This is a genomic window from Streptococcus parasanguinis (assembly GCF_964238605.1).
Taxonomy (GTDB): domain Bacteria; phylum Bacillota; class Bacilli; order Lactobacillales; family Streptococcaceae; genus Streptococcus; species Streptococcus parasanguinis_AJ.
This window is the reverse complement of record NZ_CAXSMM010000001.1, coordinates 301,802-323,546: the sequence shown is the minus strand read 5'-3', so window position 1 is coordinate 323,546 and position 21,745 is coordinate 301,802. Positions and strand designations below refer to the sequence as shown.

27 protein-coding genes and 1 other annotated feature are annotated in these 21,745 nt (G+C 41.6%); of the genes, 26 read left to right on the top strand and 1 reads right to left on the bottom strand.

Going from position 1 to position 21,745, the window contains the following annotated elements; translation table 11 throughout:
- Positions 1-79: 79 nt before the first annotated feature.
- From ACESR9_RS01640 to ACESR9_RS01580, 13 genes are all read left to right on the top strand, one after another.
- Positions 80-1,366, top strand: a complete 1,287-nt coding sequence (locus ACESR9_RS01640; protein ID WP_061455121.1) for a homoserine dehydrogenase — start codon at positions 80-82, stop codon at positions 1,364-1,366.
- Positions 1,367-1,368: 2 nt separating this feature from the next.
- Positions 1,369-2,235: a homoserine kinase gene (gene thrB / locus ACESR9_RS01635; RefSeq protein WP_373105160.1), complete on the top strand. Its 867-nt coding sequence runs from the start codon at positions 1,369-1,371 to the stop codon at positions 2,233-2,235.
- Between the two features lie 83 nt (positions 2,236-2,318).
- Positions 2,319-3,299, top strand: a complete 981-nt coding sequence (locus ACESR9_RS01630) for a TenA family protein (RefSeq protein ID WP_373105157.1) — start codon at positions 2,319-2,321, stop codon at positions 3,297-3,299.
- Between the two features lie 119 nt (positions 3,300-3,418).
- On the top strand, positions 3,419-4,315 hold the full coding sequence (murB, locus tag ACESR9_RS01625; RefSeq protein WP_373105155.1) for a UDP-N-acetylmuramate dehydrogenase: 897 nt from the start codon (positions 3,419-3,421) through the stop codon (positions 4,313-4,315).
- A 208-nt stretch (positions 4,316-4,523) separates the two neighbouring features.
- Positions 4,524-5,681, top strand: a complete 1,158-nt coding sequence (locus ACESR9_RS01620; RefSeq protein ID WP_049515341.1) for an ABC transporter ATP-binding protein — start codon at positions 4,524-4,526, stop codon at positions 5,679-5,681.
- Positions 5,662-6,468, top strand: coding sequence for an ABC transporter permease (locus tag ACESR9_RS01615; RefSeq protein ID WP_223346177.1), 807 nt, complete (start codon positions 5,662-5,664; stop codon positions 6,466-6,468). The genes ACESR9_RS01620 and ACESR9_RS01615 overlap by 20 nt, the downstream gene beginning before the upstream one ends.
- On the top strand, positions 6,465-7,238 hold the full coding sequence (locus ACESR9_RS01610; RefSeq protein ID WP_009731236.1) for an ABC transporter permease: 774 nt from the start codon (positions 6,465-6,467) through the stop codon (positions 7,236-7,238). The genes ACESR9_RS01615 and ACESR9_RS01610 overlap by 4 nt, the downstream gene beginning before the upstream one ends.
- Positions 7,235-8,305, top strand: a complete 1,071-nt coding sequence (locus ACESR9_RS01605) for an ABC transporter substrate-binding protein (RefSeq protein ID WP_342977391.1) — start codon at positions 7,235-7,237, stop codon at positions 8,303-8,305. The genes ACESR9_RS01610 and ACESR9_RS01605 overlap by 4 nt, the downstream gene beginning before the upstream one ends.
- Positions 8,306-8,728: 423 nt before the next feature.
- Positions 8,729-9,172 (top strand): hypothetical protein, encoded by a 444-nt coding sequence (locus ACESR9_RS01600; RefSeq protein ID WP_373105149.1) that lies wholly within the window; start codon positions 8,729-8,731, stop codon positions 9,170-9,172.
- A 49-nt stretch (positions 9,173-9,221) separates the two neighbouring features.
- Entirely contained in the window at positions 9,222-9,653 is a 432-nt protein-coding gene (locus tag ACESR9_RS01595; RefSeq protein WP_373105148.1) for a hypothetical protein, read from the top strand.
- Positions 9,654-9,712: 59 nt separating this feature from the next.
- Positions 9,713-10,174, top strand: a complete 462-nt coding sequence (locus ACESR9_RS01590) for a hypothetical protein (protein WP_373105146.1) — start codon at positions 9,713-9,715, stop codon at positions 10,172-10,174.
- Positions 10,175-10,217: 43 nt separating this feature from the next.
- On the top strand, positions 10,218-10,643 hold the full coding sequence (locus ACESR9_RS01585; protein WP_373105144.1) for a lipoprotein BUG3: 426 nt from the start codon (positions 10,218-10,220) through the stop codon (positions 10,641-10,643).
- A gap of 34 nt (positions 10,644-10,677) precedes the next feature.
- On the top strand, positions 10,678-11,121 hold the full coding sequence (locus ACESR9_RS01580; protein ID WP_373105142.1) for a hypothetical protein: 444 nt from the start codon (positions 10,678-10,680) through the stop codon (positions 11,119-11,121).
- A 133-nt stretch (positions 11,122-11,254) separates the two neighbouring features.
- Here ACESR9_RS01580 and ACESR9_RS01575 read toward each other — a convergent pair whose 3' ends face one another.
- Entirely contained in the window at positions 11,255-11,689 is a 435-nt protein-coding gene (locus tag ACESR9_RS01575; protein WP_049498239.1) for a DUF6556 family protein, read from the bottom strand.
- A gap of 192 nt (positions 11,690-11,881) precedes the next feature.
- Between ACESR9_RS01575 and ACESR9_RS01570 the strand changes: the two genes are divergently transcribed.
- The 13 genes from ACESR9_RS01570 (at position 11,882) to ACESR9_RS01510 (ending at position 21,744) form a co-directional block, all read left to right on the top strand.
- Positions 11,882-13,024 carry a cysteine desulfurase family protein gene (locus tag ACESR9_RS01570; protein ID WP_373105140.1) on the top strand — a complete coding sequence of 381 codons (1,143 nt, stop codon included), beginning with the start codon at positions 11,882-11,884 and terminating at the stop codon, positions 13,022-13,024.
- An 18-nt stretch (positions 13,025-13,042) separates the two neighbouring features.
- Complete coding sequence (gene thiI / locus ACESR9_RS01565; RefSeq protein ID WP_049499090.1) at positions 13,043-14,263, top strand: tRNA uracil 4-sulfurtransferase ThiI; 1,221 nt, start codon at positions 13,043-13,045, stop codon at positions 14,261-14,263.
- 52 nt (positions 14,264-14,315) lie between these two features.
- Positions 14,316-14,858, top strand: coding sequence for a membrane lipoprotein lipid attachment site-containing protein (locus tag ACESR9_RS01560; protein WP_070588905.1), 543 nt, complete (start codon positions 14,316-14,318; stop codon positions 14,856-14,858).
- Between the two features lie 137 nt (positions 14,859-14,995).
- Positions 14,996-15,083 (top strand) — a sequence feature (ribosomal protein L21 leader region).
- Between the two features lie 34 nt (positions 15,084-15,117).
- Positions 15,118-15,432 carry a 50S ribosomal protein L21 gene (rplU, locus tag ACESR9_RS01555; RefSeq protein WP_003007734.1) on the top strand — a complete coding sequence of 105 codons (315 nt, stop codon included), beginning with the start codon at positions 15,118-15,120 and terminating at the stop codon, positions 15,430-15,432.
- Positions 15,433-15,447: 15 nt separating this feature from the next.
- The gene (locus tag ACESR9_RS01550; RefSeq protein ID WP_003002581.1) at positions 15,448-15,792 is read left to right on the top strand and encodes a ribosomal-processing cysteine protease Prp; all 345 of its coding nucleotides are present in this window, start codon (positions 15,448-15,450) and stop codon (positions 15,790-15,792) included.
- A gap of 17 nt (positions 15,793-15,809) precedes the next feature.
- Complete coding sequence (gene rpmA / locus ACESR9_RS01545; protein WP_003002805.1) at positions 15,810-16,103, top strand: 50S ribosomal protein L27; 294 nt, start codon at positions 15,810-15,812, stop codon at positions 16,101-16,103.
- Positions 16,104-16,319: 216 nt separating this feature from the next.
- Positions 16,320-17,066, top strand: a complete 747-nt coding sequence (locus tag ACESR9_RS01540) for a DeoR/GlpR family DNA-binding transcription regulator (RefSeq protein ID WP_003007732.1) — start codon at positions 16,320-16,322, stop codon at positions 17,064-17,066.
- Between the two features lie 189 nt (positions 17,067-17,255).
- Positions 17,256-17,732 carry a PTS sugar transporter subunit IIA gene (locus ACESR9_RS01535; RefSeq protein WP_003007730.1) on the top strand — a complete coding sequence of 159 codons (477 nt, stop codon included), beginning with the start codon at positions 17,256-17,258 and terminating at the stop codon, positions 17,730-17,732.
- A 35-nt stretch (positions 17,733-17,767) separates the two neighbouring features.
- Positions 17,768-18,073, top strand: a complete 306-nt coding sequence (locus ACESR9_RS01530; protein ID WP_003002828.1) for a PTS sugar transporter subunit IIB — start codon at positions 17,768-17,770, stop codon at positions 18,071-18,073.
- Between the two features lie 94 nt (positions 18,074-18,167).
- Positions 18,168-19,643 carry a PTS transporter subunit IIC gene (locus tag ACESR9_RS01525; RefSeq protein WP_373105136.1) on the top strand — a complete coding sequence of 492 codons (1,476 nt, stop codon included), beginning with the start codon at positions 18,168-18,170 and terminating at the stop codon, positions 19,641-19,643.
- A 203-nt stretch (positions 19,644-19,846) separates the two neighbouring features.
- The gene (gene lacA, locus ACESR9_RS01520; protein WP_003007724.1) at positions 19,847-20,272 is read left to right on the top strand and encodes a galactose-6-phosphate isomerase subunit LacA; all 426 of its coding nucleotides are present in this window, start codon (positions 19,847-19,849) and stop codon (positions 20,270-20,272) included.
- Between the two features lie 16 nt (positions 20,273-20,288).
- The gene (gene lacB, locus ACESR9_RS01515) at positions 20,289-20,804 is read left to right on the top strand and encodes a galactose-6-phosphate isomerase subunit LacB (RefSeq protein ID WP_003002763.1); all 516 of its coding nucleotides are present in this window, start codon (positions 20,289-20,291) and stop codon (positions 20,802-20,804) included.
- Positions 20,805-20,814: 10 nt separating this feature from the next.
- A complete protein-coding gene (locus ACESR9_RS01510) occupies positions 20,815-21,744 on the top strand; it encodes a tagatose-6-phosphate kinase (RefSeq protein ID WP_061455172.1) in 930 nt (309 codons plus the stop codon).
- Position 21,745 lies beyond the last annotated feature (1 nt).

Genomic DNA, 21,745 nt, shown 5'->3' with positions numbered 1-21,745 from the left:
TTTTTAAGGCAATTGGCTGTCAAACGCTCAAGTTTTTGTTATAATGGAGCTACTATAGAAAATTCAAGGAGTCAATAGGATGTCTGTTAAGATTGCCTTACTAGGATTTGGTACTGTTGCTAGTGGCGTACCATTTTTATTAAAAGAAAACCATGAAAAAATCACCCAGGCAGCTCAAGATGAAATCGAGATCGCTAAGGTCTTGGTTCGAGATGATGAGGAAAAGGAAAAATTACAAGCTGCTGGTCACGACTACAACTTTGTGACCAATGTCGATGAAATCATTGAAGACAAAGACATTGCCATCGTTGTGGAATTGATGGGCCGTATCGAGCCAGCTAAGACCTTTATCACCCGTGCGCTTGAAGCGGGTAAGCATGTGGTCTCTGCTAACAAAGACCTTCTTGCCGTTCATGGAAGCGAGTTGCTAGAGATTGCTCAAAAACACCAAGTGGCCCTTTATTATGAAGCTGCCGTAGCTGGTGGGATCCCAATCCTTCGGACCTTGGTGAATTCCCTTGCTTCCGACAAGGTGACTAAGGTTCTTGGTGTGGTCAATGGAACATCTAACTTCATGATGACCAAAATGGTCGAAGAAGGCTGGACTTATGAAGATGCTTTAGCAGAAGCGCAACGCTTAGGTTACGCTGAAAGTGATCCAACCAATGACGTCGAAGGGATCGATGCTGCCTACAAGATGGTGATCTTGAGCCAATTTGCCTTTGGGATGAACATCCAATTTGATCAAGTGGGTCACAAAGGGATCAGCCAGATCACTCCTCAAGATGTCTCAGTCGCTCAAAGCCTTGGATATGTCATCAAGCTTGTCGGATCCATTGTTGAAACAGAGTCAGGGATTGCAGCAGAAGTGACACCAACCTTCCTTCCAAAACAACACCCACTTGCTGGCGTGAACGACGTTATGAATGCGGTCTATGTGGAATCCATCGGTATTGGTGAGTCTATGTACTACGGACCAGGTGCTGGCCAAAAACCAACAGCGACAAGTGTCGTAGCTGATATTGTGCGCATTGTCCGTCGTCTAAAAGAAGGAACGATCGGTAAAGCCTTCAATGAATACAGCCGCCCTCTTCAATTGGCTAAGCCAGAAGACGTGAAAAATAACTATTATTTCTCAATCAAGGCACCAGATGCGACTGGTCAAATCTTGCGTCTTGCGGAAATCTTTAATGCAGAAGGAGCTTCCTTCAAGCAAATCCTCCAAGAAGACTCAGATGGTCAATTTGCAAGTGTCGTCATCATTACCCACCAAGTCAACCAAACACAATTCAAGAACTTGGTTGAAAAATTGGATTCAGAGGCGAATTTCGAACTTTTGAATACCTTTAAAGTCTTGGGAGAATAAGCATGAAAATTATTGTTCCAGCAACCAGTGCCAATGTAGGGCCAGGGTTTGATTCTGTTGGGATTGCCGTGACTCACTATTTGACTATTGAAGTCCTTGAATCAGCTGATGCTTGGTTTATTGAGCATGATCTAGGAGCAGGGATTCCGACAGATGAGAAAAACCTCTTGCTCTCAACAGCTCTTTCTATCTCAACGGATATGCAGCCCCATCGAATCAAGATGACCAGTCAAGTGCCTTTGGCGCGTGGTCTTGGATCTTCTAGCTCGGTCATTGTCGCAGGGATTGAATTGGCCAACCAATTAGCCAACCTCCAGCTATCAGACGCTGAGAAATTACGCATCGCGACCGAGATCGAAGGTCATCCGGATAATGTAGCTCCAGCTATCTTTGGGAATATGGTCATTGCGAGCTACATCGGTGAAGATGTCCAATATGTCACGGCTGACTTCCCAAGCTGTGACCTTGTCGCTTTTGTACCGAGCTACCAATTGAAGACCAGTGATAGTCGGAATGTCCTACCGAAAGAATGGTCTTATAAGGAAGCTGTTGCAGCTAGTAGCGTAGCCAATGTCGCTATCGCAGCTCTCCTCAAGGGAGATTTGCTGACGGCTGGTCGCTCCATCGAGTCTGATCATTTCCACGAACGCTACCGTCAATCTCTTGTCAAAGAGTTTCCTCAGGTCAAAGAAGTCGCCCATGCGCATGGGGCTTACGCCACCTATCTGTCGGGAGCAGGCCCAACGATCATGAACCTCTTAGCGCCAGAGCATACAGCAGCCTTTGTTGCAGCTCTCGAAAAACTCGGGCTAGATGGTCAGATTTTCCAACTTAAAATTGACACATTTGGCGTTCGTGTTGAGAATTAAACCCGAATGTAACACAAATGAAAGAAGGATGTATACGAATGTATATGTCCTTTTTGCTTCTCCTATGGTAGAATGGGAACAGTATGGGGAAAAGCTCAAGCTTTCCTGAAAATCTAGGGGGAAACATGAAACCAGAATATTTATATAGTATTGCTACCGATCTTGGTCTGCAATTTGATGGCGAAGCTCGTGTGATGTATGGAGAGCGTGAAGGCTTCTTGTTGGTCATTGAAGGCGCTCAAACCAAGAATGTATTTACCATTTCACTCAGTGTGAAACAAGGTTCCGAAGGAGACTTGATCGAAGATAGTGAAATTCTTTGGAATGAATTAAAAGAACAATCAAAAGCCATTAATGCTATCTCTTCTGATGGTTACTTGACCTCGATCGTTGTCAAAGGTGGAATGACCAAAGGGAAGGCTGTCGAAACCTTATGGACAGCTATCCAAGATATTGTTGATTTCTTACTCAACCACCAATTTGTGCAAGTGAATGCGGAAACGGGTGAGGAAGGACCAATCGGTCTGTATCAAATTGGAGATGCGATCTTTTTAATCGACGATGCAACCTTTAGAGCCTACCAAGCCGAAGTGCAAGATACAGTTGAGGCTTATGAAGCGCGGGAAGAAAACTTCCTCTTAGGGATTGTAGGGGCCGTGATCGGTGTGATCATCGGTGGAGCAGTTGCCCTCTTAGTAGCGCGTCTCGGCTATGTGTCTGTTTTGGCAGGTGCGGCCCTCGGTTTTTGTACCATCAAGGGTTATGAGATTCTTGGTAAAAAATTGACTAAAAAAGGTGTGGTAGTTTCAGCAATTTTGATGGTCTTGACCGTCTTTTTGGTCAACCAATTAGATTATACTTTGGCGCTTATGAGTGAACTGGATTTGCCATTTGGTATGACCTGGTCGCTTCTCAATGAAGCGACATTCCAAGGGGACGTCCCAGAAAACTTTTACTTGAATCTAGGCTTGCTAGCTGTCTTTACTCTTGGTGGTGCTTGGATTTCAGTCAAATCAGCTCTGGATGGACAAAAGAATCGTACCATCGCACGTAAAATTGCATAATAAATGGTAAAAGGAAGCCCTGAATACTATGGGCCTTCTTTTGTTTTTTAGGGTCGAAAAATCGTCAAAAATTTGGTATAATAGTTTGTATTTTATATAGAGAGAGAACAGACAGAAAGATGATTGAAGAAATGAATCAAATTCTTGAAGGGATTGATATCCGTTTTCAAGAACCATTAAAACATTATACCTATACAAAGGTTGGGGGGAATGCTGAGTTTTTAGCCTTTCCTCGCAACCAATACGAATTAAAACGCATCGTCCAATTTGCAAACAAAGAACAAATTCCATGGATGGTCCTGGGGAATTCTTCTAATATTATTGTCCGAGATGGGGGCATACCGGGATTTGTAATTATGTTTGATCACTTGCGAGATATCAGTGTGGATGGTTATGTGGTCGAAGCAGAAGCAGGGGCTAAACTCATCGACACCACCCATGTGGCCTTGTACCATAGTTTGAAAGGCTTCGAGTTTGCTAGTGGCATTCCAGGCAGTGTTGGTGGTGCTGTCTTTATGAATGCGGGAGCCTATGGAGGAGAGATTGCGCATGTCCTTGTATCCTGTAAGGTCTTGACCAAAGACGGGAAAATCGAAACTCTGTCAGCGAGTGAACTAGCTTTCGGTTACCGTCATTCTAAGATTCAAGAGACAGGTGCTGTCGTCATCTCTGCCAAATTTGCTTTGTCTCCAGGCAATCACGAGCAAATCAAACAGGAGATGGAGCGTTTGACCCATCTTCGTCAGCTGAAACAACCCCTTGAATACCCTTCTTGTGGATCTGTCTTTAAGCGTCCAGTGGGCCATTTCGCTGGTCAATTAATTAGCGAGGCAGGCTTAAAAGGCTATCGAATCGGTGGTGTTGAAGTCTCTGAAAAGCATGCTGGCTTTATGGTCAATGTGGACAATGGAACAGCTAAGGACTACGAAGACCTGATCGCCCATGTCATTGAAGCAGTCGAGGCTCATTCAGGTGTTCGTTTAGAACCAGAAGTTCGTATTATCGGTCAAACCTAAGAACGTTAGTATTGAAGAACAATTGATAGTGTAAACATCGATAGCATCAGTCGGAAAGGGGGTGAGTGCCTATCGATACCGTAAATAGGTGGGGCAGTCTAGTAAGTCCCCGAGAGGTATTGGTGGCTTGACAGGTTTTCCTGTCAGCCGCTGCGTTTTCGTTTGAAAAGCAGTTTGGTAATCGTAGTAAAGAAGGAATTTATGTGAATTGAAAAAACCAATTATTGAGTTTAAAAATGTTACAAAGGTCTTTGAAGATAGCGGAACCGTTGTCCTAAAGGATATCAATTTTGAATTGGAAGAAGGGAAGTTCTATACCCTGCTCGGTGCATCTGGATCAGGAAAATCAACTATCCTTAATATTATTGCCGGTCTTTTAGATGCTAGCTCTGGAGATGTCTACCTTGATGGGGAACGGATCAATGATGTCCCTACTAACAAGCGGGATGTCCACACCGTCTTTCAGTCCTATGCCCTGTTTCCGCATATGACAGTCTTTGAAAATGTGGCTTTCCCCCTTCGTTTGAAAAAGCTGGACAAGGCTGAAATCGAGAGACGAGTAACAGAAGTCCTCAAGATGGTGCAATTGGGAGGCTTTGAGAAACGTTCCATCCAAAAACTTTCTGGTGGGCAACGCCAGCGGGTAGCTATTGCACGGGCCATTATCAATGAACCGCGTGTGGTTCTTTTAGATGAGCCCTTGTCTGCACTTGACTTGAAACTTCGGACAGACATGCAGTATGAGTTGCGGGAATTGCAACAACGCTTGGGGATTACCTTTGTCTTTGTTACCCACGACCAAGAAGAAGCCCTTGCCATGAGTGACTGGATCTTTGTCATGAATGAAGGGGAGATCGTCCAATCTGGTACACCAGTTGATATCTATGATGAACCGATCAACCACTTTGTAGCGACTTTTATCGGGGAGTCCAACATCCTAGATGGTCGCATGATCGAGGACTACTTGGTTGAGTTCAATGGCAAACGCTTTGAAGCGGTCGACGGGGGGATGCGTCCAAATGAACCAGTTGAAGTCGTCATTCGTCCAGAAGACTTGCAAATTACTCTTCCTGAAGAGGGCAAACTCCAAGTAAAGGTGGACACCCAGCTCTTCCGTGGAGTGCATTACGAGATCATTGCCTATGATGATTTGGGAAATGAGTGGATGATTCACTCCACTCGTAAGGCCATCGTGGGAGAAGTCATCGGGCTAGACTTTGAACCAGAAGACATCCACGTTATGCGTCTCAATGAAACCGAAGAAGAATTCGATGCGCGGATCGAAGAGTACGTTGAAGTGGAAGAGCAAGAAGCTGGTTTGATTAATGCCATTGAGGAGGAGAGAGATGAAGAAAACAACCTCTAATCTATTTATCCTCCCCTATTTCTTGTGGATTTTTCTCTTTGTCTTGGCTCCTGTAGTCATGATTATCTTTCAATCCTTTTTCAACGTTGAAGGGCAGTTTTCACTTGAGAACTACAAAGAGTTCTTTACTTCGCAAAATCTGACCTATTTAAAGATGAGCTTTAATTCGGTCCTTTATGCCGGAATCGTCACCTTGGTGACGCTCTTGATCTCCTACCCGACTGCTTACTTTTTGACGTTGCTCAAACACCGGCAGTTGTGGTTGATGTTGATCGTCTTGCCAACCTGGGTCAATCTCTTGCTCAAGGCCTATGCCTTTATCGGAATCTTTGGGCAAGACGGCTCTATTAATAGCTTTTTAAGCTTTCTCGGAGTCGCTCCCCAGCAGATCCTCTTTACCGATTTCTCCTTTATCTTTGTAGCTAGCTACATCGAGTTGCCTTTCATGATCTTGCCGATCTTTAATGTCTTAGATGACTTAGATCCAAACTTGATCAATGCCAGCTATGATTTGGGAGCCAATCGTTGGGATACCTTCCGTCGTGTGGTCTTCCCCTTGTCCATGAATGGAGTCCGTTCAGGTGTGCAGTCTGTCTTTATTCCTAGTCTGAGTCTCTTCATGTTGACACGGATGATCGGTGGTAACCGCGTCATTACCTTAGGGACTGCGATTGAACAGCACTTCCTGACAACACAAAACTGGGGAATGGGCTCTACCATCGGAGTTGTTCTGATCCTTGCCATGCTCTTGACCATGTGGGCAACGAGAGAAAGGAGAGAACGATGAAAAAAGTATCTCATTTCTATCTAGGTTTCGTCTTTCTGATCCTCTATCTTCCTATCTTCTATTTGATCTTTTATGCTTTCAATGAAGGGGGAGATATGAATGCCTTTACTGGCTTCACACTTGAGCATTTCAACGAGTTGTTCGCAGATAGTCGCCTGATGCTGATCTTATCAGAGACTTTCCTGTTGGCCTTCTTGTCAGCTTTGATTGCGACGGTGATCGGAACCTTTGGAGCCATTTATATTTATCAATCTAAGAAGAAGTTAGAAGGACCATTGCTTTCCATCAACAACATTCTCATGGTAGCGCCAGACGTTATGATCGGGGCCAGCTTCTTGATTCTCTTTACGACGGTGAAGTACCAGTTAGGTTTCCTTTCTGTTCTGGCTAGTCACGTGGCCTTCTCGATTCCCATTGTGGTCTTGATGGTCTTGCCTCGTCTTAAGGAAATGAACCGGGATATGGTCAATGCAGCCTATGACTTGGGAGCTACCCAAGTGCAAATGCTTAAAGAGATTATGTTGCCGTATCTGACACCAGCCATTATTGCCGGCTACTTTATGGCCTTTACCTATTCTCTTGACGACTTTGCCGTGACCTTCTTTGTGACGGGGAATGGCTTTACAACCTTGTCTGTAGAGATCTACTCACGTGCTCGTCAGGGAATTTCCCTCAGCATCAATGCCTTGTCAGCCCTTGTCTTTCTCTTTAGTGTGCTCTTGGTCATCGGTTATTACTTTATCACCCGTGAAAAGGAGGAAGCAGCATGAAAAAACTCTATTCATTCCTAACAGGGATTGTCATGGTGATCTTGATCCTCTGGGGAATTAGCCACCAGATCGAAGCCAGCATGAATACCAAGAATAGCGACAAGTTGGTCATCTACAACTGGGGAGATTATATCGATCCAGACTTGCTCAAGGAATTCACAAAAGAAACCGGAATTCAGGTGCAATATGATACCTTTGATTCCAACGAAGCCATGTACACTAAGATCAAGCAAGGGGGAACCACCTACGATATTGCTATACCTAGTGAATACATGATTGCTAAGATGATGGATGAGCATCTGGTTGAAAAGTTGGACCAATCCAAGATCAAAGGGATGGAAAATATCGATCCAAAACTCTTGAACCAATCGTTTGATCCCGGCAACCAATATTCAGTCCCTTACTTCTGGGGTACCTTGGGGATTATCTACAATACCAAGATGGTCAAAAATGCTCCTGAACATTGGTCAGATCTCTGGCGTGAAGAGTACAGAAATGACATCATGATGTACGATGGTGCGCGTGAGGTCATGGGAATTGGTCTCAATACCTTGGGCTATAGCCTCAATGAAAAGGATCCAAAGAAATTGCAAGAGGCAGTAGATAAACTCTACACCTTGACGCCAAACATCAAAGCTTTGGTGGCCGATGAGATGAAAGGGTATATGATCCAAAACAATGCGGCTATTGGAGTTACTTTCTCAGGAGAGGCTAGCCAAATGCTTGATGCCAATAAGGATCTTCGCTATGTCGTTCCAACTGAAGCCAGCAACCTTTGGTTTGATAACATTGTCATTCCAAAAACCGTGAAAAATAAAGAAGCAGCATATGCTTTTATTAACTTTATGCTTCGTCCTAAAAATGCTTTGAAAAATGCACTTTATGTCGGCTACTCAACGCCAAATAAAAAAGCCAAAGCCATGTTGCCAAAAGAAATCCAAGATGACCAATCCTTCTATCCAAGCGATGAAACGCTGGACCATTTGGAAGTCTATCAACAATTAGGCAAGAAATTGCTTGGAGTCTATAACGATCTTTACCTTCAGGTCAAGATGTATCGAAAATAACACAAAAGGAACCTTCGGGTTCCTTTTTGATTGAAGATAAACTCCTCTTAGAAACTTTCCTTAAGTGAATACGGACGTCAGCGAACTTCTACGAAGTTCCATGACTTAGTTTTGAACCTAAAGTTTCAAAACTCCCGAGTGCTAGAAACAATGGTGTTTCTAGCACTTTTCTCACAGCGGAAAGTTTCATTATATATTTAGATACTCTACATAAATGCAACATTTGAATTCTTAGCATCACTTAGGTTGTTATTTGTAAAAAAGGATTACCTATATTCTAGAAGAACCCCGAAAGTTCTTTTATGATTGCTGCATATAGTCTCTAACTAGTGAGTTAGATTGAGATTCAAATGAAAGATGCTATAATAGTAAGGAAAGTGACTGGCCCATCCAGTCATGAAAGGAAGGATTGGAGAAGAAGAGATGAAGAGACAACTGGAATTATTTTTGATTATTCTTTTACCGATCCTAGGACTGGTTTTTCTTGGAGGAAAGATTATGCATCTAACCAAAAGACCAGAACAGAAGATAACAACCACTTCTTCAAAGAAAGTCGTACAAAAATCAGAAGAAGAAATAAAAAAAGAACAAGTAGCATATCTCAAAGAACACGAGCAGGAAATCGTCGATTTTGTGAAAGCCCAAAATCCGAAAGTCGAATCCGTTCAGATTGATTGGGATGAAACTCAGATGAGTGATGGTGGGCTTACAACTCCCGAATATTATATGAATATTTTTGGACGCATTAATCATATCGAGAACTCAGGATGGGGAGTGGATATTCCAATTAATGATGATCAGTCAATTAACATGCGAGAAATGTTTATGCTCCATGAACCTACGATTGACGGAAAGCCTATTTCCTGATCAAGTATAATGCATTTTGAAAAAGAACTGTTTTAGAAAAAGATAGCACATGATAAAACAAACGGCGTTTAAATTAATCACTACATTAGCTCTCCTTGCAAGTATAGGAGGATGTACCATAAATTCAAAAGAGCAAACGAAACAAGCACCCATTGCAACCCCTTCGACAACCAAGGAAGACAAAAAAACCATTAAACAAAAACAGCTCACATATCTGAAAGAACACGAGCAAGAGATGACAGCCTATGTTAAAGCTCATAATGCTAACATTACGCAGGTGTCTTATGACTGGGACAGTATTAAAACAGTTGTAGGAGGTAATGGAACGCCTCAGGGAGGTGACGAAATACTATTAGTTTATGGTTATGCCAATGGAAGTGATCTAACAAATTTTAGCCTGAATTTTACGTTAGACGAAAATAAAATGCCTAAAATAGATTCAATTGGTTCAGACAATTTGTATCGGGTAGAAAAGAAATGATCCGTCCGTTAGACAATGAGAGATGCAATAGAGGAATCACTTTTAAACGAAATAAAATTATGAGAAAACAAATAAACAATTTGATAATCGCACTTGCTTTCATTTCAACACTTGGATGTCTAGTAGGATGTGTGAAGAAAGAACGTGAAAAGAGCAGACAAGCGCAGACTGTCACCTCTTCAACCACAAAAGAAGATAAAGAAGCCATTAAACAAAAGCAGCTAGCCTATTTGAAAGAACATGAAAAAGAAATTGTTGATTTTGTGAAAGCTCAAAATCCAAAAGTCGAATCCGTTCAGATTGATTGGAACAGTATGCAAATTGAAGAGTCTGGAAAAGGAACGCCTCAGGGTGGTGGATACAATTTATCTATTTCTGGTCAGATTAATCAATTAAAAAACACAAAATTCTCCGTTGATTTTTACCTAGAAGATCAAAATAGCATACCAACTATCAAAAAAATGGGCATGCTTAATGATATCTATATCGAGGAAAATGGTGGCTGGAAAATTTTTTCTTAAGTAAATAGAAGTAAAAGTGTTATGAGGAAACAAGAAAATTAAAATGAAATGTACGCTTAAGTTATTAGCTTTAATGTTTATTTTCACAAGCATTGGAGGTTGTAGTGTAAAACAAAAAGCTCATACAAAACAAGTACAAACTGCAACCTCTTCCTCCACAAAAGAAGATATAGAAGTGATCAAACAAAAACAACTTGCTTATCTCAAAGAGCACGAGCAAGAAATCGTCAATTTTGTGAAATCGAAGAGTTCAAAGGTTGATTCTGTTCAGATTTATTGGGACGAAACGCAATGGATTGATGGTGGAAATGGGACCCCACAAGGTGGAGATGAGGTCATAGAAATTTTTGGTACCGTCAATCAACTTGAAGATTCAGGATGGAGGGTGGATGTCGTATTTGATTCTGATCAAAAGATGACATTTAGTATGGGCCATAATATTAGTATTAAGGGTGATTATATTGAGTAAGAACTGGAAGATTCAAAGTCTGTAAGGAGGATTTATGAAGAGACAAATGGAACTATTTTTGATCATTTTGTTACCGATCCTAGGACTGGTTTTTCTTGGAGGAAAAATCATGACCCTGACCAAAAGACCTGAACAGAAGATAACGACCCCATCTTCAAAGAAAGTCGTACAAAAACCAGAAGGAGACATAAAAAAAGAACAACTGGACTACCTAAAAGAACACGAACAGAAGGTTATTGATTTAGTCAAAGCACAAAATTCAAAAGTTGAATCCGTTCAGATTGATTGGGATCAGACACAATGGAGTGATGGTGGGCTTACAACTCCCGAATATTATATGAATGTTTATGGACGTATAAATCATATTGAAGAATCGGGTTGGGGAGTAGATATCCCAATTAATGAGGACAATACATTGAATCTAGATGAGATGTATATAGGATCCGACATTGATATAGGGTGGAGATTACTTGAGTAATTGGATCAAATCTAGGAAGAGAGTTCAAAGCTCAAGTGGGAGTACGACAATGAGATAGATGCTTTCTATATAAATCAGAAAAAGCTGGCATCGAAAGCAAAAAAAAATCAGTAAGGTTGTCCTAACTGATTTTTTAGTTGGTTCCAGATGATGCTGTATCTGCGCCACTGTCTGTTGCTGTGGAGCCTTGGTCTTGTGCGGCAGATGAACTAGATTCGGTAGCAGATGAGCTATCGGTTTCTTTTTGTGAACTTGTTTCTGTATTGCTTGAATTGGTTTGTGTATTGGTGTTAGCATCTGTATTGGTAGCGCTGGAGTCAGATCCCTTATCATGAACTACGACGACACTGGTGCTACTAGATGGTTTGTCTTCTGTTTTTTGATTGTCTTTATTGAGCAGACTCATGATGGTAAAGGAAGTGACGATAATCCCTAAGAGACTGGCAATCGTAGCTACAACCGTTTGAAATACGGACAAACCTTGTTTGACTTTCTCACCGCGAGATGGTCTTGTATCAACTTTTTCCTCAGGTTTTTGGTTTTTGTTACTTCTTGAATATTGTGACATGTTCATTCTCTTTCTATCAAAAATTGTTTTTTAACACTTTCCTATTATAAGTCATTTTCTGAAAAATGTCTAAAAAGAACTGAATTTTATAGAGTGATTTTGCCGCATCTCTCTTTATCAAATCCTTGTCCCAAGCGGTTAGAAATGATAAAATAGAAGTTACGTAAAAAGAAAGTGATGGATGCGTAGGACATGATCTATTTTGACAATTCAGCAACGACTAAACCCTATCCAGAAGCCCTTGCGACTTATACAGAAGTAGCGACTCGGATCTGGGGCAACCCTTCTAGTTTGCACAATCTAGGTAGTCAAGCGACTCGTATTTTAGAGGCTTCTCGGAAACAAATTGCGGAGCTAATTGGCAAGAAAGCTGAGGAAATTTACTTCACGTCTGGTGGGACAGAAGGGGACAACTGGATCCTCAAGGGTGTCGCCTTTGAGAAAGCTCCTTATGGCAAGCATATCATTGTCTCTGACATCGAGCATCCTGCCATCAAGGAATCGGCTGCTTGGTTAAAGACGCAGGGATTCGAAGTGGATTACGCTCCTGTGGATGCGCGTGGCTTTGTCAAGGTGGATGCCTTGGCTAACCTACTCCGTCCGGATACGACCTTGGTCTCTGTCATGGCCGTCAACAATGAGATTGGTTCCATCCAGCCCATCCATGACATCGCGGCTCTCCTTGAGGATCGCCCAACGGTTAGTTTCCATGTCGATGCGGTTCAAGCTTTGGCAAAGGTAGCAGCAGAAGTTTATCTACCAGAGCGCGTGGACTTTGCGACCTTCTCTAGTCACAAATTCCATGGACTTCGCGGAGTCGGCTTTGTCTACATCAAAGAAGGCAAAAAGATCACCCCTCTCTTAACCGGAGGTGGTCAAGAAAAAGAAATGCGCTCGACAACCGAGAACGTGGCAGGTATCGCAGCAACAGCAAAAGCCCTACGCTTAGCTATGGAAAACCAAGAAGCTTTTGCCAGCAAGACCCAGCAGATGAAAGAAGTCATCCGCGAAGAATTGGCCAACTATCCAGATGTCACTATCTTTTCTGGTGAGGATCACTTTGCGCCTCACATCTTGACTTTCGGGATCAAGGGAGTTCGTGGAGAAGTAGTGGTCCATGCCTTTGAAGAGTTTGATATTTACATCTCGACAACCAGTGCTTGCTCGTCCAAAGCTGGTAAGCCAGCTGGAACCTTGATTGCTATGGGAGTGGATAAGAGTATCGCACAGACAGCTGTTCGCTTGAGTCTCGATCTTGAAAACGACATGAGCCAAGTCGAGCAATTCTTAACCAAGTTCAAACTGATTTACGAGCAAACACGAAAAGTACGTTAATTTTAGAAGGAAATCAACATGACCTTAACCTATTCAGAAATTATGATTCGCTATGGAGAGCTTTCTACTAAAGGAAAGAACCGTATGCGTTTTATCAATAAACTTCGCAATAATATCCAAGATGTTTTATCTATCTATCCAGCTGTCAAAGTGACAGCTGACCGCGATCGGGCGCATGCCTATCTGCATGGGACAGATTATGAGCCAGTAGCAGAATCCCTCAAGCAGGTTTTTGGAATCCAAAATTTTTCACCCGTTTACAAGATTGAAAAATCTGTTCCGGCCTTAAAAGCGGCTGTGCAAGAGATCATGAAGGAGATTTACAAGGACGGCTTGACCTTTAAAATCTCAAGTAAGCGCAGTGACCATACCTTTGAACTCGATAGTCGCGAGCTCAATCAAACCTTGGGAGGTGCGGTCTTTGAAGCGATCCCAACTATCCAAGCTCAGATGAAAAAACCAGATATCAACTTGCAGGTTGAAATCCGAGAAGAAGCAGCCTACATCTCTTATGAAACCATTAAAGGAGCAGGTGGCCTTCCTGTTGGTACGTCTGGTAAGGGCATGCTCATGCTTTCTGGTGGGATCGACTCTCCAGTAGCTGGCTACCTAGCCTTAAAGCGGGGTGTGGACATTGAGGCAGTACACTTTGCTAGCCCACCTTATACTAGCCCAGGTGCGCTGAAAAAAGCCCATGATTTAACACGGAAGTTGACCAAGTTTGGGGGCAATATCCAATTTATCGAGGTGCCCTTCACAGAGATTCAAGAAGAAATCAAGGCAAAAGCGCCAGAAGCTTACCTCATGACCTTGACCCGTCGCTTTATGATGCGCATTACAGACCGCATTCGCGAGGTTCGAGGTGGTTTGGTGATTATCAATGGTGAAAGTTTGGGACAAGTGGCTAGCCAAACCTTAGAGAGTATGCAAGCCATCAATGCAGTAACCAATACGCCGGTTATCCGTCCGGTAGTGACCATGGACAAATTGGAAATCATCGATATTGCCCAAGCCATTGATACCTTTGAAATTTCTATCCAGCCATTCGAAGACTGTTGTACCATCTTTGCACCGGATCGTCCAAAGACCAATCCAAAACTCAAAAATGCGGAGCAATATGAGCAACGTATGGATGTGGAAGCTTTGGTTGAGCGTGCGGTAGCAGGTATCATCGTAACAGAGATCACACCAAAAGCAGAAAAAGATGAGGTCGATGACCTGATTGAGGATTTGCTATAGGAGAGACTGGGAGTATCCAGCCTCTTTTTCTAACCAACTTAAAGGAGACAAGATGAAAAAAATTATCGTTTTAATGACAAGTTTGCTTCTGTTGACAGGCTGCGTCAAAGTATCATTTACTGGCCCGAAAAAAGAAGAAAAGACCAGCCAGTCAACCAGCAGTAAAAAAGAACCCCTCACATTTGTCAGAGCCGACCAGTACAAAGACCAGGACAACGAAGTCTTGGAAGCATCTGAGAAATTTATCAAGGAACATCCAACGCTTGGAGAACCTGGAAAATTATTTGTCTTTTTCCCAGGATATACCTTTGGAAATGAGGAAAATCGCTTCGCCTTATTCTTTATTGTGAATCGTACCACCACAACCATCGATCGTGATGGATCCTTTGTCCTGAATTTGGAATATGATGGAGAGCCACTTTTTAAAGATGTTACAGTTGACTATGAAGTGAGCGAATCGGGTGTGTTAAAACCAAATACTGCTGCAGCAATTCCGATAAAAATTACTAAGGAACAAGAAGAAAAAATGAAGGGGATGAACGATTCGTCTAAAGCCAAAATGAGCTTTAATGACTTTAAATTTAAGGATAAGTAGATGAAAGCCGGTTTTGAATGCGATCTTAAACTACAAGATACAAAAAATAGATTTTTCAAAGAAAATTCGCTTTCAAAGCGCAAAAATACTTGTCTTTGTCTGATAGAAGTGATATACTTAGAGAGTTGACTATGCACATGCCTGTGCAACCGCTCGAACATCGTCGCTCATTTCCATGAGAGTAAGTGGTTCGTCCCACGATGCTAGGCGAGTCTTCACAAAAATACGGGGAAACCCAAAAATACATAGGAGGTGCATAATGAGCACATACGCAATCATTAAAACTGGCGGAAAACAAGTTAAAGTTGAAGTTGGTCAAGCAGTCTACGTTGAAAAATTGAACGTTGAAGCTGGTCAAGAAGTTACATTTAACGAAGTTGTTCTTGTTGGTGGTGAAAACACTGTTGTCGGAACTCCACTTGTTTCAGGAGCTACTGTTGTTGGAACTGTTGAAAAACAAGGAAAACAAAAGAAAGTTGTTACTTACAAGTACAAACCTAAAAAAGGTAGCCACCGTAAACAAGGTCACCGTCAACCTTACACTAAAGTTGTCATCAACGCTATCAACGCTTAATTTTTAGGAGAACACATGATACAAGCAGTCTTTGAACGAGCCGAAGATGGCGAGCTGAGGAGTGCAGAAATCACTGGGCACGCTGGAAGCGGTGAATACGGCTTTGATGTCGTGTGTGCATCGGTTTCGACTCTAGCCATTAACTTTGTCAACTCTGTTGAGAAGTTTGCAGGCTACGAACCGGATCTAGAATTAAACGAAGAAGAAGGTGGCTTCCTTCGGGTCACAATCCCGACAGATATTCCACCACATCAAAGAGAAATGACCCAACTATTCTTTGAATCATTTTTCTTAGGGATGGCAAACTTATCGGAGAACTCTTCAGAGTTCGTCCAAACAAGAGTTATCACAGAAAACTAACATGGAGGAAAACAATTATGTTGAAATTGAATCTTGCTAACTTGCAACTTTTCGCCCACAAAAAAGGTGGAGGTTCTACATCAAACGGACGTGATTCACAAGCAAAACGTCTTGGAGCTAAAGCAGCTGATGGACAAACTGTAACAGGTGGATCTATCCTTTACCGTCAACGCGGTACTCACATCTACCCAGGTGTGAACGTTGGACGTGGTGGAGACGATACTTTGTTCGCAAAAGTTGAAGGCGTAGTACGCTTCGAACGTAAAGGTCGCGATAAAAAACAAGTTTCTGTTTACCCAATCGCAAAATAATAAGGTTTCTTAAACCTTTTTTCCCGAGCCTTGAAATATTAAGGTGAGGAAGCTAGAAATAGCATAAATCAAAGCTTTCCGGATTGACGGAAGGCTTTTTTCTTTTATCTATTATAAAAATATCATGTTTACTCTTGTTAATATAATGTTTGAATTTGTGTTTTTTGAAAAATGTAGTATAATAGAGACAAATATAGTAGGAATGGAAGTAGTACCATGAAAGATAGCAGACATGTTGAAATTCTTCAGGAACTGGATCGAAAAAGTGTGGTATCGGTCAAAGAGCTCAAGGAACTTTTTGGGGTGACAGATATGACCATTCGTCGAGATCTGATTGATCTTGAAAAACAAGGTCTTTTAGTTCGTGTACATGGTGGGGCCCACAAAAAAGTCAAAGATAGCTTATTAGAAGCTTCTCACAGTGAAAAAAATCTGATCAATATTGATGAGAAACGAAGCATTGCCAAAAAATGTGCAGACTTGATCGAAAATGGGGATACCGTCTTTATTGGCTCTGGTACAACAACAGACTTTATCGGAGATTATTTGGAAGGGAAAGAAATTAGCATCGTCACCAACTCCCTGCCTATTTTTGAGAAGCTCAAGGATTTCCCGAATTATGACTTGATCTTAGTTGGTGGTCGCTACAGGGTAAAGACACAAACCTTTGTCGGTCAATTTGCCAATAAACTTTTGAAAGAAATCAAGGTTTCTAAGGCCTTCATCGGGGTGAATGGAATCGATGGCCATAGTGTATCTACTGCTAATGAAGAAGAAGGAAATGGCAATGCCATTATTCTGAACAATGCGATAGAGAAATATGTGGTAGCTGATAACAGCAAGTTTGATAGTTATTCCTTCTACAGTTTCTATCGTGTGGAAGATCTAAATGCCATTATTACCGATGATAGTATTCCAAAGAAAATCAAAGACAAATACGCCTTGTATACGAAAATCATTTAAGATCAAGTGGTCTCAAAAAAGAGACCACTTTTTACTTTTTTAAGGATGTTAGAAAATGACGGTTAGGAAGCGCTTTAGAGAGATATACAAACAAAATTAAACAAATTTAGACAAAAAATGATTGACAATCAATCAATATAGTGATATACTGAAGCTATAAATAAATAGTTAGATAAGGAGGTGGCAACAATGGGATTAAATCAACTCTTTAACAAAGATCTTGTATTTTGCCTACATGCCAAGGATCAAACAGATCTCTTTGAGCAGGTAGCAAGCTTATTGGAAGAGCGACAGATTGTGACACCAACCTATCGTTCCGCTTTGATTGAGCGTGAAAAGTCTTTCCCGACTGGATTAGACATGGAATTTCTTGGTAAGGACTTACCAAATGTGGCGATCCCGCACACAGACATTGTCCATAATCTCACTGAGAATGTGGTCGTGGTTCGTTTGGATCAACCCGTAACCTTCCATAATATGATTGCTCCAGATAAGGAAGTCCAAGTTTCACTTTTATTCTTCATTATCAACAATTCAAGCTCTAGCCAAACCAATATTTTGGCCCAGCTGATGGATTTCTTTACATCCAATGGAAATCTCGAAGCTCTATCAAAATTAGATAGTGAAGATAAGCTTTATCAATACATTACGGAAACTATTTCCTAAAACATTCGTAAATATTTATAATGGAGGACATCCAAATGATTAAAATTTTAGCTGCCTGTGGTGCAGGTGTTAACTCTAGCCACCAAATTAAGAATGCGTTGGAAGAAGAGTTGTCAAACCGTGGTTATGATGTGCGTTGTGACGCTGTCATGGTCAAAGATGTCAATGAAGATTTGATTTCAGGTTATGATATCTTTACTCCAATTGCTGCAACTGATTTGGGATTTGATCCTGGTATTCCAGTGGTAGAAGCAGGACCAATTTTATTCCGTATTCCAGCGATGAGTGCGCCAGTCTTTGATAACATCGAAGCTGCCATTAAAGAACATGGATTAAGTTAATATTTTTTTAAAACAGTTTGTAAGCGTTATCCAATGATAAAATTGGGAACGATTAAAGTCTAATATAACAAATTATAAATCGGGAGGATTTATTATGAATGGCATTATTGATTTTGCCAATAAATTTTTCAAACCCATCCTAGACATGGGTGCTCCGATCATCATGTTGATCGTCTTGACTTTATTGGCTCTCTTGTTTGGAGTGAAATTCTCTAAAGCCCTTGAAGGTGGTATTAAACTTGCCATCGCCCTTACTGGTATCGGTGCTATCATCGGTATGTTGAATGGTGCTTTCTCAGCGTCTCTTGCAAAATTCGTTGAGAATACTGGTATTCAATTGAATATCACAGACGTTGGTTGGGCGCCTCTTGCGACCATTACTTGGGGGTCTGCCTGGACACTTTACTTCTTGTTGATTATGTTGATCGTCAACGTTATCATGCTTGCGATCAAGAAAACTGATACACTTGACGTCGATATCTTCGATATCTGGCACTTGTCTATCACTGGTCTTTTGATCAAATGGTATGCTGATAAAAATGGAGTTAGCGCAGGAGTTTCTCTCTTCGTTGCTACTGTAGCAGTAGTCCTAGTAGGGATTATGAAGATCATCAACTCAGACTTGATGAAACCAACATTTGATGATCTTTTGAATGCACCTAGTTCATCACCTATGACTTCAACTCACATGAACTACATGATGAACCCAATCATCATGGTCTTGGATAAAATCTTTGACAAATTCTTCCCAGGTCTTGATAAATACGACTTCGACGCTGCTAAATTGAACAAGAAGATCGGTTTCTGGGGATCTAAATTCTTTATCGGTTTCCTTCTTGGTATCGTCATCGGTATCATGGGTACTCCACATCCAGTTGCTGGTGTCGCAGATGCGGAAAAATGGGAATTGGTTATTAAAGGTTGGTTGAGCCTTGGTTTGACTGCCGGTGTCTGCTTGGAATTGTTCTCATTGATCGGTTCTTGGTTCATCGCAGCGGTAGAACCATTGTCACAAGGTATTACAAACGTTGCTACTAAACGTCTTCAAGGACGTAAATTCAACATCGGTTTGGACTGGCCATTTATCGCTGGTCGTGCTGAAATCTGGGCTTGTGCGAACGTACTTGCACCAATCATGTTGATCGAAGCAGTGCTTCTTTCTAAAGTCGGAAATGGTATCTTGCCACTTGCAGGTATCATCGCTATGGGTGTGACTCCAGCCTTGTTGGTTGTAACACGTGGTAAATTGATCCGTATGATCATCTTCGGAAGCCTTCTCTTGCCACTCTTCCTTCTTTCAGGAACATTGATTGCACCATTTGCAACTCAATTGGCTAAGAGTGTTGATGCCTTCCCTAAAGGGGTAGCTTCTACTCAATTGATCACTCACTCAACTCTTGAAGGACCAGTTGAAAAATTGCTCGGTTGGACAATCGGTAACGCAACAACTGGTGATATCAAAGCTATCCTTGGTGTAGTTGTCTTCTTGGCATTCTATATCGGAATCTTCGCTTGGTACAGAAAACAAATGATCAAACGTAACGAAGAATATGCTGCAAATGCAAAATAATCGTTTCATGTAGTTTGAAAACTGACACCATATCTTTTCTAGATATGGTGTTTATATTTTTAAAAAAATGTTCGAAAATAAACAATTTAATGTTGACTTTCGTTCGAAATAGGTGTAATATATTATCAAAAGTAAGAAAATGTTTCTTTGTGAAAAATTAACAACAGGGATATTTGCTGAAACAAACAAAAGGAGGACAGGACATGTCTATTGTAATTGGTGCAGATGCTGCAGGATTAAGATTAAAAGATCTCGTGAAAGAGTTTCTTGTAAAAGAAAACTTCGATGTTGTAGATGTAACCGCTGAAGGTCAAGATTTTGTAGATGTGACACTTGCAGTTGCGAGCGAAGTGAACAAAAACGATCAAAATCTTGGAATCGTGATTGATGCTTATGGAGCTGGTCCATTTATGGTTGCGACTAAAATCAAAGGAATGGTGGCAGCAGAAGTTTCAGATGAACGTTCTGCTTATATGACACGTGGACACAACAATTCTCGAATGATTACCATGGGAGCTGAAATTGTTGGGGATGAATTGGCGAAAAACATTGCCAAAGGCTTCGTCAATGGTAAATACGACGGTGGCCGTCACCAAATCCGTGTCGATATGTTGAATAAGATGTGCTAATGAGAGGAGAATTCAAATGAGAATTGCAATTGGTTGTGATCACATTGTGACAAATGAAAAAATGGCTGTTTCTGATTTTTTGAAATCAAAAGGATACGAAGTGCTCGACTTTGGGACTTATGACCATACACGTACCCACTATCCAATCTTTGGTAAGAAAGTCGGTGAAGCCGTAGCAAGTGGCCAAGCAGATCTTGGTGTTTGTATCTGTGGTACTGGTGTTGGGATTAACAATGCTGTTAACAAAGTACCTGGTATCCGTTCTGCCTTGGTACGCGATATGACAACTGCTCTTTATGCAAAAGAAGAATTGAACGCAAATGTCATCGGATTTGGTGGTAAAATTACGGGTGAATTGCTCATGTGCGATATCATTGAAGCATTCATCCACGCTGAATACAAACCAACTGAAGAAAATAAAAAATTGATCGCTAAGATCCAACATGTGGAAACCCATAATGCTCATCAAGCGGATGCTGATTTCTTTACAGAATTCCTTGAAAAATGGGACCGTGGTGAATACCACGACTAAGAGGTGACGTATGATATTAACGGTCACGATGAACCCTTCGATTGATATTTCTTATCCTTTGGATGTACTCCAGTTGGATACAGTCAATCGTGTAGCTGAGGTGAGTAAGACAGCTGGTGGAAAAGGTCTCAATGTTACCCGTGTACTTTCTGAGATAAAGGATCCAGTGGCAGCGACTGGCCTACTTGGTGGTCGGACGGGGCAATTCATTCTCGATCATTTAGGAGAAGGGATAGAGGAACGTTTCTTTGAAATTGCTGGAGATACACGTAATTGTATCGCCATCCTTCACGAAGGCAAGCAAACAGAAATCTTAGAAAAAGGTCCAACCATTTCTGAGAAAGAAGGCCAAGACTTTCTCGACCATTATCGTCACTTGGTTGAACAAGTAGAGGTTGTTGCCATCTCTGGAAGTCTTCCTGCTGGTTTACCAGTGGACTACTATGCTAGCCTTGTCAAGATTGCAAGGGAAGCTGGGAAACCAGTCGTACTTGATTGCTCGGGAGCTTCTTTAGAAGCTGCCATTCAAGCAGCTGTCAAGCCTACGGTCATTAAACCAAACAATGAAGAATTATCACAGTTGTTAGGAAAAGAAGTGAGTAAGAATGTGGAAGACTTAAAAGAAGTTCTTCAGGATTCTCTCTTTGATGGCATCGAATGGGTGATTGTCTCCCTTGGAGCAAATGGCGCTTTTGCAAAGCACGGCGACGTCTTCTATAAGGTAGATATTCCTAAGATTGATGTCGTCAATCCAGTTGGATCTGGTGATTCGACTGTTGCAGGGATTGCATCTGGTCTCTATCATCATGAGAGTGACGCAGACTTGCTCAAGAAAGCAAATGTTCTTGGAATGTTAAATGCGCAAGAAGCACAAACAGGACATGTCAACATGGGGCACTATGATGCCTTGTATCAACAATTAATCGTAAAAGAGGTATAAA

Bases quoted from the DNA above. Each gene is read 5' to 3' on its own strand.
- ACESR9_RS01640 (WP_061455121.1), top strand. From the start codon at position 80: ATGTCTGTTAAGATTGCCTTACTAGGATTTGGTACTGTTGCTAGTGGC.
- thrB (WP_373105160.1), top strand. From the start codon at position 1,369: ATGAAAATTATTGTTCCAGCAACCAGTGCCAATGTAGGGCCAGGGTTT.
- ACESR9_RS01630 (WP_373105157.1), top strand. From the start codon at position 2,319: ATGGGGAAAAGCTCAAGCTTTCCTGAAAATCTAGGGGGAAACATGAAA.
- murB (WP_373105155.1), top strand. From the start codon at position 3,419: ATGATTGAAGAAATGAATCAAATTCTTGAAGGGATTGATATCCGTTTT.
- ACESR9_RS01615 (WP_223346177.1), top strand. From the start codon at position 5,662: ATGAAGAAAACAACCTCTAATCTATTTATCCTCCCCTATTTCTTGTGG.
- ACESR9_RS01610 (WP_009731236.1), top strand. From the start codon at position 6,465: ATGAAAAAAGTATCTCATTTCTATCTAGGTTTCGTCTTTCTGATCCTC.
- ACESR9_RS01605 (WP_342977391.1), top strand. From the start codon at position 7,235: ATGAAAAAACTCTATTCATTCCTAACAGGGATTGTCATGGTGATCTTG.
- ACESR9_RS01600 (WP_373105149.1), top strand. From the start codon at position 8,729: ATGAAGAGACAACTGGAATTATTTTTGATTATTCTTTTACCGATCCTA.
- ACESR9_RS01595 (WP_373105148.1), top strand. From the start codon at position 9,222: ATGATAAAACAAACGGCGTTTAAATTAATCACTACATTAGCTCTCCTT.
- ACESR9_RS01590 (WP_373105146.1), top strand. From the start codon at position 9,713: ATGAGAAAACAAATAAACAATTTGATAATCGCACTTGCTTTCATTTCA.
- ACESR9_RS01585 (WP_373105144.1), top strand. From the start codon at position 10,218: ATGAAATGTACGCTTAAGTTATTAGCTTTAATGTTTATTTTCACAAGC.
- ACESR9_RS01580 (WP_373105142.1), top strand. From the start codon at position 10,678: ATGAAGAGACAAATGGAACTATTTTTGATCATTTTGTTACCGATCCTA.
- ACESR9_RS01575 (WP_049498239.1), bottom strand. From the start codon at position 11,689: ATGTCACAATATTCAAGAAGTAACAAAAACCAAAAACCTGAGGAAAAA.
- ACESR9_RS01570 (WP_373105140.1), top strand. From the start codon at position 11,882: ATGATCTATTTTGACAATTCAGCAACGACTAAACCCTATCCAGAAGCC.
- thiI (WP_049499090.1), top strand. From the start codon at position 13,043: ATGACCTTAACCTATTCAGAAATTATGATTCGCTATGGAGAGCTTTCT.
- ACESR9_RS01560 (WP_070588905.1), top strand. From the start codon at position 14,316: ATGAAAAAAATTATCGTTTTAATGACAAGTTTGCTTCTGTTGACAGGC.
- rplU (WP_003007734.1), top strand. From the start codon at position 15,118: ATGAGCACATACGCAATCATTAAAACTGGCGGAAAACAAGTTAAAGTT.
- ACESR9_RS01550 (WP_003002581.1), top strand. From the start codon at position 15,448: ATGATACAAGCAGTCTTTGAACGAGCCGAAGATGGCGAGCTGAGGAGT.
- rpmA (WP_003002805.1), top strand. From the start codon at position 15,810: ATGTTGAAATTGAATCTTGCTAACTTGCAACTTTTCGCCCACAAAAAA.
- ACESR9_RS01540 (WP_003007732.1), top strand. From the start codon at position 16,320: ATGAAAGATAGCAGACATGTTGAAATTCTTCAGGAACTGGATCGAAAA.
- ACESR9_RS01535 (WP_003007730.1), top strand. From the start codon at position 17,256: ATGGGATTAAATCAACTCTTTAACAAAGATCTTGTATTTTGCCTACAT.
- ACESR9_RS01530 (WP_003002828.1), top strand. From the start codon at position 17,768: ATGATTAAAATTTTAGCTGCCTGTGGTGCAGGTGTTAACTCTAGCCAC.
- ACESR9_RS01525 (WP_373105136.1), top strand. From the start codon at position 18,168: ATGAATGGCATTATTGATTTTGCCAATAAATTTTTCAAACCCATCCTA.
- lacA (WP_003007724.1), top strand. From the start codon at position 19,847: ATGTCTATTGTAATTGGTGCAGATGCTGCAGGATTAAGATTAAAAGAT.
- lacB (WP_003002763.1), top strand. From the start codon at position 20,289: ATGAGAATTGCAATTGGTTGTGATCACATTGTGACAAATGAAAAAATG.
- ACESR9_RS01510 (WP_061455172.1), top strand. From the start codon at position 20,815: ATGATATTAACGGTCACGATGAACCCTTCGATTGATATTTCTTATCCT.